The 16762-nt window shown below is 62.7% G+C and carries 17 protein-coding genes and 1 tRNA gene; 3 read left to right on the plus strand and 15 right to left on the minus strand.

The window, feature by feature from the left end:
• Positions 1-44 precede the first annotated feature (44 nt).
• The 8 genes from D9X30_RS25635 to D9X30_RS25670 all read right to left on the minus strand — a co-directional run bounded on the left by D9X30_RS25635 (position 45) and on the right by D9X30_RS25670 (position 5948).
• Complete coding sequence (locus D9X30_RS25635; RefSeq protein ID WP_092594047.1) at positions 45-1055, minus strand: inorganic phosphate transporter; 1011 nt, start codon at positions 1053-1055, stop codon at positions 45-47.
• Positions 1056-1068: 13 nt separating this feature from the next.
• A complete protein-coding gene (locus D9X30_RS25640; protein ID WP_029051063.1) occupies positions 1069-1695 on the minus strand; it encodes a DUF47 domain-containing protein in 627 nt (208 codons plus the stop codon).
• Positions 1696-1847: 152 nt separating this feature from the next.
• A complete protein-coding gene (locus D9X30_RS25645; RefSeq protein ID WP_029051062.1) occupies positions 1848-3239 on the minus strand; it encodes a replicative DNA helicase in 1392 nt (463 codons plus the stop codon).
• Between the two features lie 123 nt (positions 3240-3362).
• Complete coding sequence (gene rplI, locus D9X30_RS25650) at positions 3363-3815, minus strand: 50S ribosomal protein L9 (protein WP_153945203.1); 453 nt, start codon at positions 3813-3815, stop codon at positions 3363-3365.
• A 30-nt stretch (positions 3816-3845) separates the two neighbouring features.
• Positions 3846-4124 (minus strand): 30S ribosomal protein S18, encoded by a 279-nt coding sequence (rpsR, locus tag D9X30_RS25655; RefSeq protein ID WP_006163606.1) that lies wholly within the window; start codon positions 4122-4124, stop codon positions 3846-3848.
• 3 nt (positions 4125-4127) lie between these two features.
• The gene (priB, locus tag D9X30_RS25660; RefSeq protein ID WP_029051060.1) at positions 4128-4427 is read right to left on the minus strand and encodes a primosomal replication protein N; all 300 of its coding nucleotides are present in this window, start codon (positions 4425-4427) and stop codon (positions 4128-4130) included.
• Between the two features lie 20 nt (positions 4428-4447).
• Positions 4448-4822, minus strand: a complete 375-nt coding sequence (gene rpsF, locus D9X30_RS25665; RefSeq protein ID WP_029051059.1) for a 30S ribosomal protein S6 — start codon at positions 4820-4822, stop codon at positions 4448-4450.
• Between the two features lie 115 nt (positions 4823-4937).
• Positions 4938-5948 (minus strand): asparaginase, encoded by a 1011-nt coding sequence (locus D9X30_RS25670; protein WP_228770711.1) that lies wholly within the window; start codon positions 5946-5948, stop codon positions 4938-4940.
• A 234-nt stretch (positions 5949-6182) separates the two neighbouring features.
• Between D9X30_RS25670 and lexA the strand changes: the two genes are divergently transcribed.
• Both lexA and D9X30_RS25680 read left to right on the plus strand, forming a co-directional pair.
• Positions 6183-6839 carry a transcriptional repressor LexA gene (gene lexA, locus D9X30_RS25675; RefSeq protein WP_153945205.1) on the plus strand — a complete coding sequence of 219 codons (657 nt, stop codon included), beginning with the start codon at positions 6183-6185 and terminating at the stop codon, positions 6837-6839.
• A gap of 153 nt (positions 6840-6992) precedes the next feature.
• Positions 6993-7166 (plus strand): hypothetical protein, encoded by a 174-nt coding sequence (locus D9X30_RS25680; RefSeq protein ID WP_194946421.1) that lies wholly within the window; start codon positions 6993-6995, stop codon positions 7164-7166.
• 361 nt (positions 7167-7527) lie between these two features.
• Here D9X30_RS25680 and D9X30_RS25685 read toward each other — a convergent pair.
• The 6 genes from D9X30_RS25685 to D9X30_RS25710 form a co-directional block, all read right to left on the minus strand.
• Positions 7528-7603: transfer RNA gene (locus D9X30_RS25685), tRNA-His, on the minus strand.
• A 125-nt stretch (positions 7604-7728) separates the two neighbouring features.
• Complete coding sequence (locus D9X30_RS25690) at positions 7729-7989, minus strand: hypothetical protein (protein ID WP_153945206.1); 261 nt, start codon at positions 7987-7989, stop codon at positions 7729-7731.
• Positions 7990-8810: 821 nt separating this feature from the next.
• Entirely contained in the window at positions 8811-9815 is a 1005-nt protein-coding gene (dusA, locus tag D9X30_RS25695) for a tRNA dihydrouridine(20/20a) synthase DusA (RefSeq protein WP_153945207.1), read from the minus strand.
• Positions 9816-10216: 401 nt separating this feature from the next.
• Positions 10217-10780, minus strand: coding sequence for an NADPH-dependent FMN reductase (locus D9X30_RS25700; protein ID WP_153945208.1), 564 nt, complete (start codon positions 10778-10780; stop codon positions 10217-10219).
• 159 nt (positions 10781-10939) lie between these two features.
• Positions 10940-12019 carry an enoyl-CoA hydratase/isomerase family protein gene (locus D9X30_RS25705; protein WP_153945209.1) on the minus strand — a complete coding sequence of 360 codons (1080 nt, stop codon included), beginning with the start codon at positions 12017-12019 and terminating at the stop codon, positions 10940-10942.
• Between the two features lie 114 nt (positions 12020-12133).
• A complete protein-coding gene (locus D9X30_RS25710) occupies positions 12134-13702 on the minus strand; it encodes a methyl-accepting chemotaxis protein (RefSeq protein ID WP_153945210.1) in 1569 nt (522 codons plus the stop codon).
• A 210-nt stretch (positions 13703-13912) separates the two neighbouring features.
• Between D9X30_RS25710 and D9X30_RS25715 the strand changes: the two genes are divergently transcribed.
• A complete protein-coding gene (locus D9X30_RS25715) occupies positions 13913-14845 on the plus strand; it encodes a sterol desaturase family protein (RefSeq protein ID WP_153945211.1) in 933 nt (310 codons plus the stop codon).
• A gap of 79 nt (positions 14846-14924) precedes the next feature.
• On the opposite strand, the gene typA is transcribed toward D9X30_RS25715, so the two are convergent.
• Positions 14925-16745: a translational GTPase TypA gene (typA, locus tag D9X30_RS25720; RefSeq protein WP_153945212.1), complete on the minus strand. Its 1821-nt coding sequence runs from the start codon at positions 16743-16745 to the stop codon at positions 14925-14927.
• Positions 16746-16762 lie beyond the last annotated feature (17 nt).

Raw genomic sequence — 16762 nt, forward strand, 5'->3', positions numbered from 1 at the left:
CGCAATGCCTGGCTTTTTTCATCTGCCGATACGTCCGGCAAGGCTTACAGGATCTGCTTGCCGATCCACCAGGCGATGGCCGACATGAACGCCGATGCCGGAATCGTCAGCACCCATGCCCATACGATATTGCCCGCCACGCCCCAGCGCACGGCCGACATCTTCTGCGCCGAGCCAACGCCGACGATGGCGCCGGTGATGGTATGCGTCGTCGACACCGGCACGCCCAGCGCCGAAGCGATGAACAGCGTAATCGCGCCGCCTGTTTCCGCGCAGAAGCCGCCCACGGGCTTCAGCTTGGTGATCTTCTGGCCCATGGTCCGCACGATCCGCCAGCCGCCGAACAGCGTGCCCATGCCAATGGCCACGTAGCAGCTCACGATGACCCACATCGGCGGCTCCGCGCCGCCGACGGCCACGTGGCCGCTGGCGATCAGCAGCATCCAGATAATGCCGATGGTCTTTTGCGCGTCGTTGCCGCCGTGTCCCAGGCTGTAGAGCGACGCCGAAACCAGCTGCAGCCGACGGAACCAGCGGTCCACGCGCGACGGCGGCGTCCGGAAAAACGTCCAGCCCACGATCACCATCATCAGCGAGCCCAGGATAAAGCCCAGCAGCGGCGAGATCAGGATGAAGGCCACCGTCTTCAGCAGGCCGTTGCCCACCAGCACGCCCGTGCCGCCCTTGGCCACGGCAGCGCCCACCAGGCCGCCGATCAGCGCGTGCGACGACGACGACGGAATACCGTACAGCCAGGTAATCACGTTCCAGGCTATAGCGCCGACCAGCGCGCCGAATATCACGTAGTGATCGACGATATGCACGTCAATCGTGCCCGTACCCACCGTCGCCGCCACCTTCAGGTGGAAGATGAAGATCGCCACCACGTTGCACATGGCCGCCATGGCCACGGCATGGTGCGGCTTCAGCACGCCCGTGGAGACCACCGTGGCAATCGAATTGGCCGCGTCGTGAAAGCCGTTCATGAAGTCGAACAGCAATGCCAGCGCCACCAGCAACCCGATGACCCACAAGCTCATTTGTACTGTTTGCATGCCAGTGGGAGCCTCAGGCGTTTTCCAGGACGATGCCTTCGATGATGTTCGCCACGTCCTCGCACTTGTCGGTGATGGACTCCAGCTGCTCGTAGATCGCCTTCAGCTTGATCAGACGCTTGACGTCGGTCTCGTCGCGGAACAGCTTCGACATGGCCGAGCGCATGACGCGGTCGGCTTCCGATTCGAGCTGGTCGATCTGCTGGGCCGTCTTCAGGATCGTGCTGGCGTTGCCCATGTCTTCGAGCAGTCCCACGGCGATCTTGACGGCTTCGCAGCACTGTACGCAGATCGTGGCCAGCCGGCGGGCTTCGTCGGTCAGGTGCGTGACGTCGTACAGCGAGATCGTCTCGGCCACGTCCTCCATCAGGTCCAGGATGTCATCCATGGTCGTGATGAGCTTGTGGATCTCGTCACGGTCCAGCGGCGTGATGAAGGTCTTGTGCAGCAGGTCGATCGTGTCGTGCGTGATACGGTCTGCCTTCTTTTCGGTAGCCTGCACGCGGCGGGCATGGCCTTCGGCGTTGGGCAGGTCATTGACCAACGCTTCCAGCTCGTGCGCGGCGGTAACGGCGCAATCGGCGTGCTGGTTGAAGTATTCGAAGAACTTGCCCTCGGTGGGCATGAAACGGCCGAACATGAAATGTCCTTGTGGCGTACCTCACGGCACGCTCGGTTGTGTGTTGCAAATGGGAGGCAGAGCAATCGCACGACAGCCGCCTCGTGGGCGGCTGTCATCAAAGCGCAATATTTTACAGGGTTGCACCGTCCAGCGGTGTAACCCCCAGACAATCAGGTGTCGTTGTCGAAGAACGCCGGGCCGCCGCTGAAGTTGTCGAACTTCGTGAATTGACCCAGGAACGTGAGCCTAACGGTGCCGATCGGCCCGTTACGCTGCTTGCCGATGATAATTTCGGAAGTACCCTTGTCCTGCGAGTCAGGGTTATAGACCTCGTCGCGATAGATGAACAGGATCACGTCCGCATCCTGTTCGATGGCGCCCGATTCGCGCAGGTCGGACATGACGGGGCGCTTGTTCGGACGTTGCTCCAGGCTTCGGTTCAGCTGCGACAGCGCGATGACCGGGCAGTTGAGCTCCTTGGCCAACCCCTTCAACGACCGGGAAATTTCGGAAATCTCCGTGGCCCGGTTTTCCCCGCCGCCCGATCCCGACATCAGCTGCAGGTAATCGATGATGATCAGGCCCAGCTGGCCGCACTGGCGCGCCAGCCGGCGCGAGCGGGCCCGCAATTCCATTGGATTCAGCGCAGGCGTCTCGTCGATGAACAGCTGCGCATCGTTCATGCGCTGGATCGAATGCGTCAGCCGCGGCCAGTCCTCGTCCAGCAGGCGGCCGGTACGCAGGCGGTGCTGGTCTAGGCGACCCACCGAGCCCAGCATACGCATGGCCAGCTGCACGCCTGCCATTTCCATCGAGAACACGGCCACGGGCAAGCCCTGCTCTACCGCCACATGCTCGCCAATATTCAGCGAAAACGCGGTTTTACCCATCGAGGGGCGACCGGCGACGATAATCAGGTCGCCCGGCTGCATACCGCTGGTCATGCGGTCCAGGTCGATGAAGCCGGTGGGCACGCCGGTGACGTCCGTGGTGCTGTCGCGGTGATAGAGCTCGTCGATCCGCTCCACCACCTGCGTCAGCAGCGGCTGGATCTCCTGAAAGCCCTTCTGGCCACGCGAGCCTTCTTCCGCAATCGCAAAAACCTTGGATTCGGCCTCGTCGAGCAGTTCGCGCACCTCGCGCCCCTTGGGTGCGAAAGCCGCGGAAGCGATGTCGTCGGCAACCGTCACAAGCTTGCGCAGCACCGAGCGTTCGCGAACGATTTCGGCGTAGCGACGGATATTGGCCGCGCTCGGCGTATTCTGCGCCAGCGAATTCAGATAGGCCAGCCCGCCCACTTCCTCGGCCTTGCCGGCCACCTGAAGCATTTCGAAGACCGTGATTACGTCCGCCGGCTTGGTGGCGGAGATCAGGCGGGCGATGCTCTGAAAGATCACCCGATGGTCAAACCGATAGAAATCGGCTTCGGACAGGAAGTCGGCGATGCGGTCCCAGGCGGCGTTATCCAGCAGCAACCCGCCAAGCACCGATTGTTCGGCCTCGATCGAGTGCGGAGGAACCTTGAGGTTGTCTAGTTGGGGATCTGCGGCGGGCGCGTTCATGGGAGGGAATTATAACGGCGCCGGGCGCCACGCAAAAAACAAAAAAAGGCAGGAGCGTGGCTCCTGCCTTTTTTGTGCATCCGACGCGCCGGTCCGGACCGGCCCATCGTGGACGCGTACAGCTTAGACGTGCTCGCCCAGCACCGAAACGGTGATGTCGACCAGCACGTCGGTGTGCAGCGACACGCCAACGGTGTAGTCGCCAACCATCTTCAGCGGGCCGTTCGGCAGGCGCACTTGCGACTTCTCGACCTTGAAACCTTGGCCTTCCAGGGCTTGGGCGATGTCGGCGTTGGTCACCGAACCGAACAGACGGCCGTCCACGCCCGACTTCTGCGTGATCTGGACGGTCAGACCGTTCAGCTTCTCGCCTTCGGCTTGCGAAGCAGCCAGCTTGGCGGCAGCGGCCTTTTCCAGCTCGGCGCGCTTCACTTCGAATTCGGCGATGGCGGTTTGCGTAGCACGGCGAGCGCGCTTGGTCGGGATCAGGAAGTTACGTGCGTAACCGTCCTTCACGCGAACGATGTCGCCCAGGTTGCCCAGGTTGATGACTTTTTCCAGCAGAATGACTTGCATCGTGTATTTCTCCTTGCGGTCCCGGGACTATCAGTTCTTGTGCAGGTCGGTGTACGGCATCAGCGCCAGGAAGCGGGCGCGCTTGATGGCCGTATCCAGCTGACGCTGATAGTGCGCCTTGGTACCGGTCAGACGAGCCGGCGTGATCTTGCCGTTGTCGCCGATGAAGTCCTTCAGCGTGTCCAGATCCTTGTAGTCGATCTGTTCGACGCCAGCCACGGTGAAGCGGCAGAAGCGCTTGCGCTTGAACAGCGGGTTCTGTTGCTGGAAGCGCTTCTTGTTCTTGTTGTCACGTTTGACGAATGCCATGATTCAATCCTTTTCGAATGCTTTACATCGAGTGATGTGAAAGACCAGTGTCTTGCTGTTGCGGTGCTTGCGGGCCAGAAAGCCTTCGCAGTCGAGCAGCGTGCCGAGCGGCATGCGCTCGAGCCGCTGGCCAATCGGGCCGATGCCCATGGCCACCACTGCGAATTCCACCTGCCGGGGCGTTTCCGCTTCCATCACCTCGCCGGCATGCTGCAGGATGCAGTTGACGACAGGGATGCCGGCTGGCGTATAGCGCAGCGTATCTCGCTCGGCGAGCGTGGCGGTCAGCCGAAGCTGGTTCACCGCGACACAGCAGTCCGCACTCAGGCGGCCTGGCCTTCCGTGGTCGTTTGCGCGGCCTTGCGGGCTTCTTCGCGCTGCACTTCCTTCATCATCGGCGACGGCGCGGTTTCAGCCTTCTTGGTCTGGACGATCAGGTGACGCAGCACGGCGTCATTGAACTTGAACGCGTGCTCGAGTTCAGCCAGCGTGTCCTTGCCGCATTCGATGTTCAGGCAAACGTAGTGAGCCTTGGCCAGCTTCTGGATCATGTAGGCCATCTGACGACGACCCCAGTCTTCCACGCGATGGATCTGGCCATTTTGCGACGTGACGAGCTGCTTGTAACGCTCGATCATCGCCGGCACTTGTTCGCTTTGGTCCGGATGGACGATAAATACGATTTCGTAATGACGCATTGACGCTCCTTTTGGGATGAGCCACCCGGGCGTCACGTCCGGTGCGGCAAGGTTGAATAGCCCGCGAGTATAGCCCGGAAACCCCGGGATCCGCAAGGCACGCGGTGCAGGCGGCTCAGCAGGCGGCAAAAAGCGACTGCAGGCGCCCGGCATCGACGCCGAGCGCGGGGTCGGCTGCCAGCGCCACCAGCAGCAGCACGCGCGCCTTGTAAGGATTGAGGTCGGCCGCCGACGCAAACAGGCCAGCCCCCGCCGCCGGCCGCGCCGGAATCGACACATGGCCAGCGCCAGTACGTGAACTGCGCACCACTGCCACACCAGCCGCCGCCGCATCGGCCAGCGCCGCCACCAGGGTTTCGTGCACGGAGCCATTGCCGGTGGCGGCTACGACCAGCCCCTTCACACCGGCCGACACCAGTGCATCGACGGCCACCCTGCCCGGCTGGGCATGGCTGACCACGATTTCCACCATCGGCCAGGCGGACGGCACCGGCAAACACGGCGCCTCCCGCCTGGACGGCGCACGCGTGAATCGAATATAGGCGTCCTGCACGTAGCCGATCGGACCGGCATTCGGCGAGACAAAGGCATCGACGGCGGACGTATGCGCCTTGGTCACGTCGCGCCCGGCGTGGATCTGCTGGTTCAGCACCACCAGCACACCCAGGCCCCGCGCGTCAGGATGGGCCGCGACGCGCACGGCATCGAGCAGGTTCAGCGGGCCGTCCGCCGACAGCGACGTTGCCGGGCGCATCGCCGCAGTGATGATCACCGGCACGGAAAACGGCTGCGTCAGGTGCAAAAACATCGCCGTTTCTTCAAGCGTATCGGTGCCGTGCGTGATCACGATGCCGGCCACGTCCGCTTGGCCGGACCAGTACGTCACCCGTGCCGCCAGCTGTTGCCAGAGACCAAACGTCATGTCCTTGCTGTCGACCTGCGCGACCTGCTCGGCCTCCACGCGCGCCACATCGGCCAGCGCGGGCACGGCCTGGACCAGTTGCGACACCGGCACGGTAGCCGCCTGGTACTGGGCACTGCTGGCGGGGTCGCCGGACGATCCGGCAATGGTGCCGCCGGTGGCGAGCACGACGACACGGGGCAACGATGACGAAGAAGCTGACATGAAAATAGGCTGACTGAGGTTCTGTCCGGGCGGGCGCGGCCCGGGATCTGGCCGACGATTGTAACTGCCACCCCGCCCCGGCGCCCCCTTGGCAAACCCGCGAAGCCACCGGTGCCGCCCCGCGCCCATGTAGAGCCCACTGCGCAAATTGTGCTTGCACTTCACACGATACTGTATAAAATCACAGCATACTGTTTAAACATACAGTGCTTCGGCACGAGAGACCGGCGAACCATGGCGACCCTGACACCCCGGCAGCAGCAGATTTTCGATCTGATCCGCGACACGATCCGCAACACGGGCTTCCCGCCCACGCGCGCAGAGATCGCCGCCGAGTTTGGTTTTTCCTCGCCCAATTCGGCCGAGGAACATCTGCGGGCGCTGGCACGCAAGGGCGTCATCGAACTGACGCCCGGCGCATCGCGCGGCATCCGGCTCAAGGTGGCACGCAGCGATTCGGAACGTTCCGACCAGTTTTCGCTGCCAATGGCAGGCGTGCTGCAGTTGACGCTGCCGCTGGTCGGTCGCGTCGCTGCGGGCAGCCCGATCCTTGCCGCAGAGCATATCGACCGTCAGTACCAGGTGGATGCATCGGTCTTCGACGAGCGTCCGGACTACCTGCTGCGCGTACGCGGCCTGAGCATGCGCGACGCCGGCATTCTGGATGGCGACCTGCTGGCCGTGAAAAAAGCCAGCGAGGCAGCCAACGGCAAGATCGTCGTGGCCCGCCTGGGCGAGGACGTCACGGTCAAGCGCCTGAAGAAACGCGGCGACACGATCGAACTGATCGCAGAAAACCCGGATTTCCAGAACATCGTGCTCCATTCGGGTCGCGACGAGTTCTCCCTTGAAGGTATCGCTGTCGGCCTGATCCGATCATCAGGCTTCTAGCGTGATCGGAGGCGCCTGACAGCGACTCCGGCTCCCGAGACTTAGGCAGCACGGCCGTCTGCCCTGGTCACCCGCTTTGCTTTGCCCATGCCGCCCCGTCCTTGCTGGACGACGGGCGCGGACCACTGCTGTCGCAAATTACGAGGTGTTGCCATGCTGCAATCGAATCCCATCGCTTCCCGCCGCCCGGTCAAGCCGGTCCCGTTCCGGCAAATCAAGGGCGTCCGCGTCTACCAGGGCGCGCAACGTCGCACGATGGTCGGCAACATGGCAGCCATCTGCCGCATGCTGGAACTGGCAGAACCGACCACGAAACTGCTCGACTGAAATCTGGCCGCCTGCCACGCGGGTTAGCGCGCAACCGCTTCGCGACTGCGAGAAATCGCTTTGGCAAGAGTGGCGTTGCGGCCTCAGCACGTGGAAGAAAGGCGTTATTTCACTAAAAGCCTGATTAACTCACTGGCGCGCAACGGCATCACTGCGCATTCGCGTCATGCGCAGAACCGGACCTTGTCGACCCCGCCAGCGTCCGGTTTTTTTTTACCCATCGACGGGCTTCGTCTTGGCGTATGCGATCGCAACCATGATGCGGTCAGGTCGGTGGCACCAGGCGGAAGGAATGATGGGATCGGATGCGCGCAAAGCAAAACAGCCGCTTGAGTAAGCGGCTGTTTCGTAAGGGAATTCTTGGGGTGGCTGATGGGACTCGAACCCACGACGACAGGAATCACAATCCTGGACTCTACCAACTGAGCTACAGCCACCGTAGAGATTTTTCGCTGACCGTTGTGTCGATCAGCGAAGAACAAGACTATACAAGCATTCTCGGCAGATGGCTAGTATCCCGCACAAAAAAATTTCGGATTCGCTGTCTGATGGCTTCCGGACTTCATCGGGGGCCCACCCACTTGGCTTCCAGCAGCACTGCTTCCTTGATCGCGGCGATGGTCTCTGCCTCGCTCGGAAAAAGTCCAAGCAAGCGCTTCGACTTGCCATTCAGGACATCGCGCTGCAACGCCTTGCCGGCGTCGATTGATGTGCCTGGGTGCCAGCAATAGCGCGCCGTCCATTTGCCGTCCTGCAGTTGCTCGGCTACCCAGATCACCCGGTAGTCCTCGAAGACTTCACCGAATGGTTCTTCCGCTTCCATTTCGTTTCCTCAGGGCTCGCTTCCGATTCACTGGCTTCGACATTCCCCGTCACACCGCTCGAACCGGCCAGCCCAACTGCTTTTCCCCCACTTGGCGCCGCATCCGTGAAGATACGACTCCCACGCCATGCCGGCTAATGTCGCGGCATTTTTCAGCGCATCGTAACATGACCTACGCGCCGCTCGACAGGGCATGTCTTAACAATACGCAAGTGGAACCATCAGTCTGCCTTTAACAGCGGGGGTCTTGCCCCACCACGGCAGGGTTCTGTCGCAAATAATGCTGTTGGATACTCTTCCCCGAGGGACATTGACCCCCTCGACATTCCCGACAGGCGATCACTCCCGACGAGCATCGCCTGCTTTTTTTTCGGTGTTCCGGTACGGCCGCGGTTTTATGCCCGATTCGTGCATGGCATGACCCACGAAAAAAAAGAGCCCGCTCGCAAGCGGACTCTTAAATTAGCGATCTCAATGCCCTGAAGGCACATTCAATGTAGACCCCGAACCCACGGCACACCATCCGGGCAAACCCACGGTTGCTGTGGTAACAACGAGACGGGGCAGAAAAAAAGCCCGCACACGGCGGGCTCAAAAATCAGTTGAAGAAAGCCCTGTATTCGAGGGCAGGCACAGTGTAAGAACATGCCACAGGACTGGCGAATTAGGGGAATCCCTTTGCCCACGCGGGTTTCCAGTCACCTCAACCGCCGCAAACGCCCTTGGGGCATACATTTGCGGCATCTGCATAGCACGGTCGTTCGAATTTAGAGTTTTTCTTCCAGTCCGGCCCGCATACGATCTTCACGTTCGTGAGTCGCTCAGGCCGCCTCGAGGAGGTCTGGACGCAGATGCGAACGCGCTTCTTCGAACAGCGCGTCCACATCGGCCCGGGTGCGGGCAGCGTTCATGCGCCGCGCATCCGACAGCACCCGGCGCCAGCCGCGTCCGCCATAGACCCCGCGGTGGAGGCCCAGCATATGCCGGGTGGCAGCGCCCATATAGCCGCCCCGCTCCACCAGCTGTCCGATATAGGCTTGCATGGCCATTTCGGCGTCTTCGCGCGTCGGAATCGGCGAGTCAACGCCGTAGAAACGGCTGTCCATTTCAGCGAGGATATAGGGATCGTGGTAAGCCTGACGGCCGATCATTACCCCATCCACGTGGCGCAAATGCTCTTCCATTTCGCCATAAGAGACAATCCCGCCGTTAATCAGGATTTCCAGCTGCGGAAATTCTTTCTTCAGCTGGTATGCAACTTCGTACCGCAACGGCGGAATTTCTCGATTTTCTTTCGGGCTAAGGCCTTTCAGAATGGCATTACGGGCGTGGACGATAAAGGTTTCGCAACCCGCCTCGGCAATAATGCCAACGAAGTCGCGAACAAAGTCATAGTGCTCGATCGTATCGATACCAATGCGATGCTTCACCGTCACGGGCACCGACACCACATCCCGCATCGCCTTGACGCAATCGGCAACCAGCTGGGGCTCTGCCATCAGGCACGCGCCGAACGCTCCGCGCTGCACGCGCTCCGAGGGGCACCCGCAATTGAGGTTGATTTCCTTATAGCCCCACTGCTCACCCAGCTTCGCCGCCTGCGCGAGATCGGCAGGTTCACTACCGCCCAGCTGCAGTGCCACGGGTTGCTCGGCCGCGTCGAAATCCAGGTGCCGCGCCACATCGCCATGCAGCAGCGCGCCCGTGGTGACCATCTCGGTATAAAGCCAGGTGTGCTGGCTCAGCGCGCGATGGAACGTGCGGCAGTGGCGATCAGTCCAGTCCATCATCGGGGCAACCGAGATGCGGCGCGGATTTGCAGTCATGGGTATGGCGTCGAGGGAGCGTCCGGGTTCGGTTTTGGGCCGAGGGACTGAGGAAGACCCGCAAGTATACGCGAGATGACGATCCTGAGCAGCGCCCCGGATCGCTCACATCGCGTGCGCGGCACGCGGCCAGCAAAAACGGCGCCGGAAGGCGCCGTTTCTCATGTTGGGCGGCATGCACTCAGTGCATGAAGAGCCAGATCAGGATCAGAACGAAGGCCGGTACGCCGAGCAGCCAGGCGAGAATGTAGGGCATGGTGTTTCCTCCTTGTCTATGTGTTTGAACATGGCTTCACTATAGAAAGCAGGGTTCACTGCCGGTGTCGGGTCTCCCCCGCTTCGCCTTGTAGGACGGGGCTTACCGACGTTTGAATCGGGCCGGCGTAGTCGGCGGCCGAGTGTCAGCGCGCCGCGGCGTTGCGGTCGATCCAGGCCGCGAAGGTCGTCAGGTACTTGCTCAGGAAGCCCCGGGTCGAGTCGTTGCTGATGCCGCCCTGCTCATCGAACAGCTTGTCCACGCCGCTGATATAGGCTTCGGGCTGTTGCAGCACCGGAATATTCAGGAACACCAGCGACTGGCGCAGATGATGGTTGGCGCCAAAGCCGCCGATATTGCCCGGCGACGCGCTGATCACGCCACCCGGCTTGCCGTCCCAGGCGCTTTCCCCGTACGGGCGCGATCCCACGTCGATGGCATTTTTCAGCACGCCCGGCACCGAGCGGTTGTATTCAGGGGTAACGAACAGGACGGCATCGGCCCGGCGGATACGGTCGCGGAAGGCCACCCATTCCGATGGCGGATTGGCGTCGTCGTCCTGGTTGTAGTGGGACAACTGTCGAATCTCGACGATATCGAGCTTGAGCTGCGGCGGCGCAATCGCGGCCAAGGCCTTGGCCAGTTTCAGGTTCAGGGATTCCTTGCGCAGGCTTCCCACCAGTACGGCGACATCACGAGGATTGCTCATTACGGTTCCTTTCACTGTTCACACACGGTCGAAGTGGATCACAGGCCGGCTCCGGCAGCAGGGCCAGCCCTGCCCCACACTGTACTTGACTTGCATCGCCGCCGCCGGCCACTGCGCGCAACTGCCGTGCCGATGCGAATGGCGCAGCGGGCCGAGCGACTACCCCAGCGAAGCCAGCGGATGTTCCTCGCGCCGCCACTTGCTGTCGAAGAACGCGCGCACGCGGCCCGGCGTCACTTCGTCAAGGCGGGCCGGATTCCACTTCGGCTGATGGTCCTTGTCGATGACCAGCGCGCGGATGCCCTCGATGCCGTCGCCATGACGGAACACGTCGTACATCATGTCTAGCTCCATGCGCAGTTCGTCTTCCAGCGTCATCGTGCGCGCACGGCGGATCTGTTCCAGCGTGACGCAAAGCATCAGCGGTGACCGGCTGCGCAGCGTGGCGGCGGTCTGGGCCGCCCAGTCGCCGGCCGTGTCGCTGACCGCGCTCAGAATCTCCTGCGCCGTGGCGCCGGCAAACAGCGTGTCGATCATGCCGGCATGCTGCGCCAGCGGGCTGGCGTGCGGCACGCACGCTGCCGCGTGCTGACCCGTGAAGGTGGCGATATGAGCCAGCACGGCGTCGCCGCTGTCAAACGCATGCGCCTGCAGCGATGCCGCCAGTTCCGCCATTACATTGGACGGCAGATACGCATCGGCCAGCTTCGCGTACAGGGCGTCGGCGGCGTGAATCACCGTGCCGGTCAGACCCAGGTACTCGCCGATATGGCCCGGCGTACGCGCCAGGAACCAGCCGCCGCCCACATCGGGGAACAGGCCGATATTCGTCTCCGGCATCGCCATCCTGGTACGGTCAGTGACGATGCGCAGCCGCGCGCCCTGCGAGATGCCCATGCCGCCGCCCATCACCACGCCGTCCATCAGGGCGATATAGGGCTTGCGGTAGCGGTGGATCAGATGGTTGAGCGCGTACTCCTCGACAAAGAACTGGTCGAGCATCGGGTCGTTGGCGTAGTACGCCTGATGGAACCAGCGGATATCGCCGCCGGCGCAGAACGCCTTGCCGCCCGCGCCGGCCACCACCACCGCGTGCACGGCGGCATCGGCCTCCCACTGCTGCAGTGCCTGCGTGATCGCGCGAATCATGTCGAGCGACAGCGCATTCAGGGCCTGCGGGCGGGTCAGCGTCAGATAGGCCACACCGCCCTGCACCGCCGTCGATACAAACTCCGTCATATCCGTCTCCGTTCCAGTAGGCGGCAATTTTACGCCACCTGCCTTGCCCGGATTCGATGACGACGCCGTTTCAGAATCGGCTCAGCGTCTGTCGAGCCACTGTAGCCCCGGCGATCACGCCAGCCGGAAGGCCGACATCAGCCCTGTCAGCCGTTGCGCCTGGTCTTCGAGCGACCCGGCCGCGGCGGCGGCTTCCTCCACCAGCGCCGCGTTCTGCTGCGTCATGCCGTCCATGTGCGAGACGGCCACGTTCACCTGTTCGATGCCCCGCGACTGCTCGTCCGACGCCGCGCTGATGCCGCCGACGATGTCGCTCACGCGGCGCACCGCATTGACGATGTCCTGCATGGCGCGCTCCGCGTCGTCCACCAGCGATGTGCCTTCGCGCACATTCGACACCGAGGCGCCGATCAGCGTGCGGATTTCCTTCGACGCCGCCGCGCACCGCTGCGACAGATCGCGCACGTCGCCGGCCACCACCGCGAAGCCACGGCCGTGCTCGCCGGCCCGCGCGGCTTCGACGGCCGCATTGAGCGCCAGGATATTGGTCTGGAAGGCGATCTTCTCGATCACATCGATGATGTCCACCACCTTGTTGGCGCCGGTGTCGATCTGCTGCATCGTGCTCTGCACCCGCGATACGGCCTGGCTGCCGGTCTCTGCCAGCCGGCGCGCATCCACCGCCAGTGTGCTGGCCTCGCGGGCGCTATCCGCGTTGTGGCGCACGGTGCTGGTCAACTCCTCCATGCTCGAAGCGGTCTCCTGAAGCGACGCGGCCTGCTGCTCGGTACGCTGCGACAGGTTGGCATTCCCGCTGGCGATCTGCTGGCTCGCCGCCGCAATCGAATCGGCGCCGCTGCGCACTTCGCCCACCATCTCGGCCAGGCGACCCTGCATGCGCCCCAGCATGCCGAGCATGCGGCTGGTCTCGCTTCTTGCATGCTCGTCGGCGATTGCTGCGCCATCGCGCATCGCCGAAATACTAAGATCGCCGTCCGCCATCCGCGCAAAACGGCCAATGGCGATATCCAGCGGATGGACGATCGACGCACGCAGGCGCCAGGCCACCACGGTGCTGAACGCCAGGCCGAGCACCAGGACCGCGATGGAAACGGTCAGCAGCCGGTCATAGCGATGCTGGGAATTCTCGTAGACAGCCTTGGCGCTTTCCACCTGCAGGCGCCCAAGTTCCGTATTGACGGCGGTGAACTGGATATCGAGTTTCGGAATCGTCTCCATGACCGCCTTCATCATCGCATCGCGGTTGCCTGCGTTGAGGGCGGCGATCATCGGCGCCACGCCCTCCTGGAACAGCGCGCGGCGTTTCTCTGACACATTCTCGGTGGCGCGTGTCTGCTCGTCGGTTCGCGGAATGGCCAGATACGACTGCCAGGCGGCGTCGGACAGCCGCGCGAAGTCCTGGGCCGTGGCGGCGCGGGCCTTGGCGTCGGCCGCTTCGGTGGCAAAGGCCGCCTGGTCCAGCAGCACACGCACAAGTAGTTGATTCGAGCGCGCCTCGGCCAGATACGTGGCGGCCGACAATTGCTGCTGGTAGATCTGGCGCGTGGCGTCGTTACTACGCGACATGCCGATCCAACCAACGGCACCGACAATCAACAGCAACAAGTTTGTGACAATTGTCAGAAGCCACAAACGGGTTCCAATCGTAGTGTTGCGAAACATGGGGCAGTTCTCTCCGTGACTTGAATATCGGCCACTCCTCCATGGCCGTCGCCCCAATGACGGCATTGTGAGGGCCGACTTGATTGCCTGCCGGTGATAGTCAGTCCTTCATTTTCGTGATGGATGGCAAAACGTTATGCGGGCGCCACTTGACGTGCGTATGGAGGAAATCCTCGGTGCGAATCTGGCGGAAATATGCACACTTGCGCCATGACATCTCCTACGACATCGGCCGCTCCCGCCGCCCAGGGTTTTGACCCCGGCCTGATCCTGATGGCCTTCGCGCCAGTCTTCGTGCTGACGATTGGCTGGGAGGCCTGGTACTGGTCCAAGCGCGACCGCTCGGTCTACAGTTGGCGCGACACGCTGTCGAACGCCACGCTGGCGCTGATGCACCAGGCATCGGACGCCTTCTTTCTGTGGTTGATGATCCGCACGGTCTACACGTGGTGCTACGCCCACGGCCTGCGCGCCGTGCCACAGACGTGGTGGTCGTTTGCACTGCTGTTGCTGCTGCAGGACTTTCTTTATTACTGGTTCCACCGCGCCAGCCATCGGGTGCGATGGATGTGGGCGTCGCACGTGGCCCATCACTCGTCGGAAGGCATGAACTTCTCCACGGCGTTCCGGCAAAGCCTGACCTATCCGATCTCGGGCATGTGGATGTTCTGGATTCCGCTGGCTTTTATCGGATTTTCTCCAGATTGGGTCATCCTGGCAGTGGGCCTGAACCTGGCGTTCCAGTTCTTCGTCCACACGCGGCTCGGACAACGATGGCCGATCGTTGAGAAGATGGTCAATACGCCAAGCGTGCACCGCGTACATCATGCGAAGAATCCGCAGTACATCGACCGCAACTACGCCGGGGTGCTGACGGTCTGGGATCGCATGTTCGGCACCTTCGTGCCCGAGCAGGAGGCGCCGCAATACGGCATCACGCGCCAGGTCCGTACCTATAACCCGCTGACGCTGACGTTTCACGAATGGCGCGACATGTTTGCCGATGTGTGGCGCGAGCGTGATCTGCGGTATTTGTGGAAGCCGCCGGAGTGGCGAGGACCGCGGGCTGCGGCTTCGGAGGTTGATATGCTTGCCCTCTCCCCAGGCCCCTCTCCCGCGAGCGGGAGAGGGGAGCAAACCTAAGTCGGGCGACGAAAAAAAAACCGCGCCACCAGGGCGCGGTTTTTTGCTACCAGCCGGCCAGCAGGCCGGACACCGGAAATCAGTTCGCGTCGCGCGAAGCACGCTTGCGCTCGTGCTCCTTCAGGTGACGCTTGCGCAGACGGATGCTCTTCGGCGTGATTTCCACCAGTTCGTCGTCGGCGATGAATTCCACCGCGTATTCCAGCGACATCTGGATCGGCGGCACCAGGCGCACCGCTTCGTCGGTACCCGACGCGCGCACGTTGGTCAGCTGCTTGCCCTTGATCGGGTTCACGACCAGGTCGTTGTCGCGGCTGTGGATGCCGATGATCATGCCTTCGTACAGCGCATCGCCCGGCTTCACGAACATGCGGCCGCGATCCTGCAGCTTCCACAGCGCGTAGGCCACGGCGTCGCCGTCGTCCTGCGAGATCAGCACACCGTTGTGGCGCTCGCCCAGGCCGCCTTCGCGCACCGGTGCGTAGTCGTCGAAGATGTGGCTGATCAGGCCCGTACCACGGGTCAGCGTCAGGAATTCACCCTGGAAGCCGATCAGGCCACGCGCCGGAATGCGGTATTCCAGGCGGGTACGGCCCTTGCCGTCCGACGCCATGTCGAGCAGTTCGCCCTTGCGGCGGCCCAGCTCTTCCATGACCGAACCCTGGTGGCCGTCTTCGACGTCCACGGTCAGCAGTTCGTACGGCTCGTGCTTGACGCCGCCGATGTCCTTGAACACCACGCGCGGACGCGACACGGCCAGCTCGTAGCCTTCGCGGCGCATGTTTTCCAGCAGGATGGTCAGGTGCAGTTCGCCACGGCCCGACACTTCGAAGATGGTGTCGTCGCCGGTATCGGCCACGCGCAGCGCCACGTTCGACTTCAGTTCGCGGTCCAGACGTTCGCGCAGCTGGCGGCTGGTCACGAACTTGCCTTCACGGCCGGCCAGCGGCGACGTGTTGACGCAGAAATTCATCGTCAGCGTCGGCTCGTCCACCTTCAGCATGGGCAGCGCGTCCGGGGCTTCCGGGGCGCACACCGTGCAGCCGATGCCCAGTTCCTCGATACCGTTGATCAGCACGATGTCGCCGGCTTCCGCCTCGGCCACGATTTCGCGCTCCAGGCCGCTGAACTTCAGCACCTGGTTGATACGGCCCTTGATCGGGTTGCCTTCCGGACCGAACTTGACCACCACGTCCTGCAGCGGCTTGGCGCGGCCACGCGAAATGCGGCCCACGCCGATCTTGCCGACGTAGCTCGAATAGTCCAGCGAGATGATCTGCATCTGCAGCGGGCCGTTCGGGTCGTCGTTACGCACCGGCACCTTGTCCAGCACGGTCTCGAACAGCGGCTTCATGTCGCCGTCGCGCACGTCCTCGGTCAGGCCGGCGTAGCCGTTCAGGCCCGAGGCGTAGATCACCGAGAAATCGAGTTGGTCGTCGTTGGCGCCCAGCTTGTCGAACAGGTCGAAGGTCTGGTTGATCACCCAGTCCGGGCGGGCGCCCGGGCGGTCGATCTTGTTGATCACCACGATGGGCTTCAGGCCCAGGGCCAGTGCCTTGCGCGTCACGAAACGCGTTTGCGGCATCGGGCCTTCCACGGCGTCCACCAGCAGCAGCACGCCGTCGACCATCGACAGCACGCGTTCCACTTCACCGCCGAAGTCGGCGTGGCCCGGGGTATCGACAATGTTGATGTGCGTGCCGTTGTACTCGACGGCACAGTTCTTCGCGAGGATGGTAATCCCGCGTTCCTTTTCCAGGTCGTTCGAGTCCATCACCCGTTCGGCGATTTGCTGGTTGTCGCGGAAGGTGCCTGCCTGGCGCAGGAGTTGGTCGACCAGGGTGGTCTTGCCATGATCGACGTGAGCGATGATGGCGATATTACGGATGGCGCGGGTCATTCGGCGTCCCCTGAAGG

The organism is Cupriavidus sp. U2, from assembly GCF_009663685.2.
In the GTDB taxonomy this organism is placed as follows: Bacteria; Pseudomonadota; Gammaproteobacteria; order Burkholderiales; family Burkholderiaceae; genus Cupriavidus; species Cupriavidus necator_C.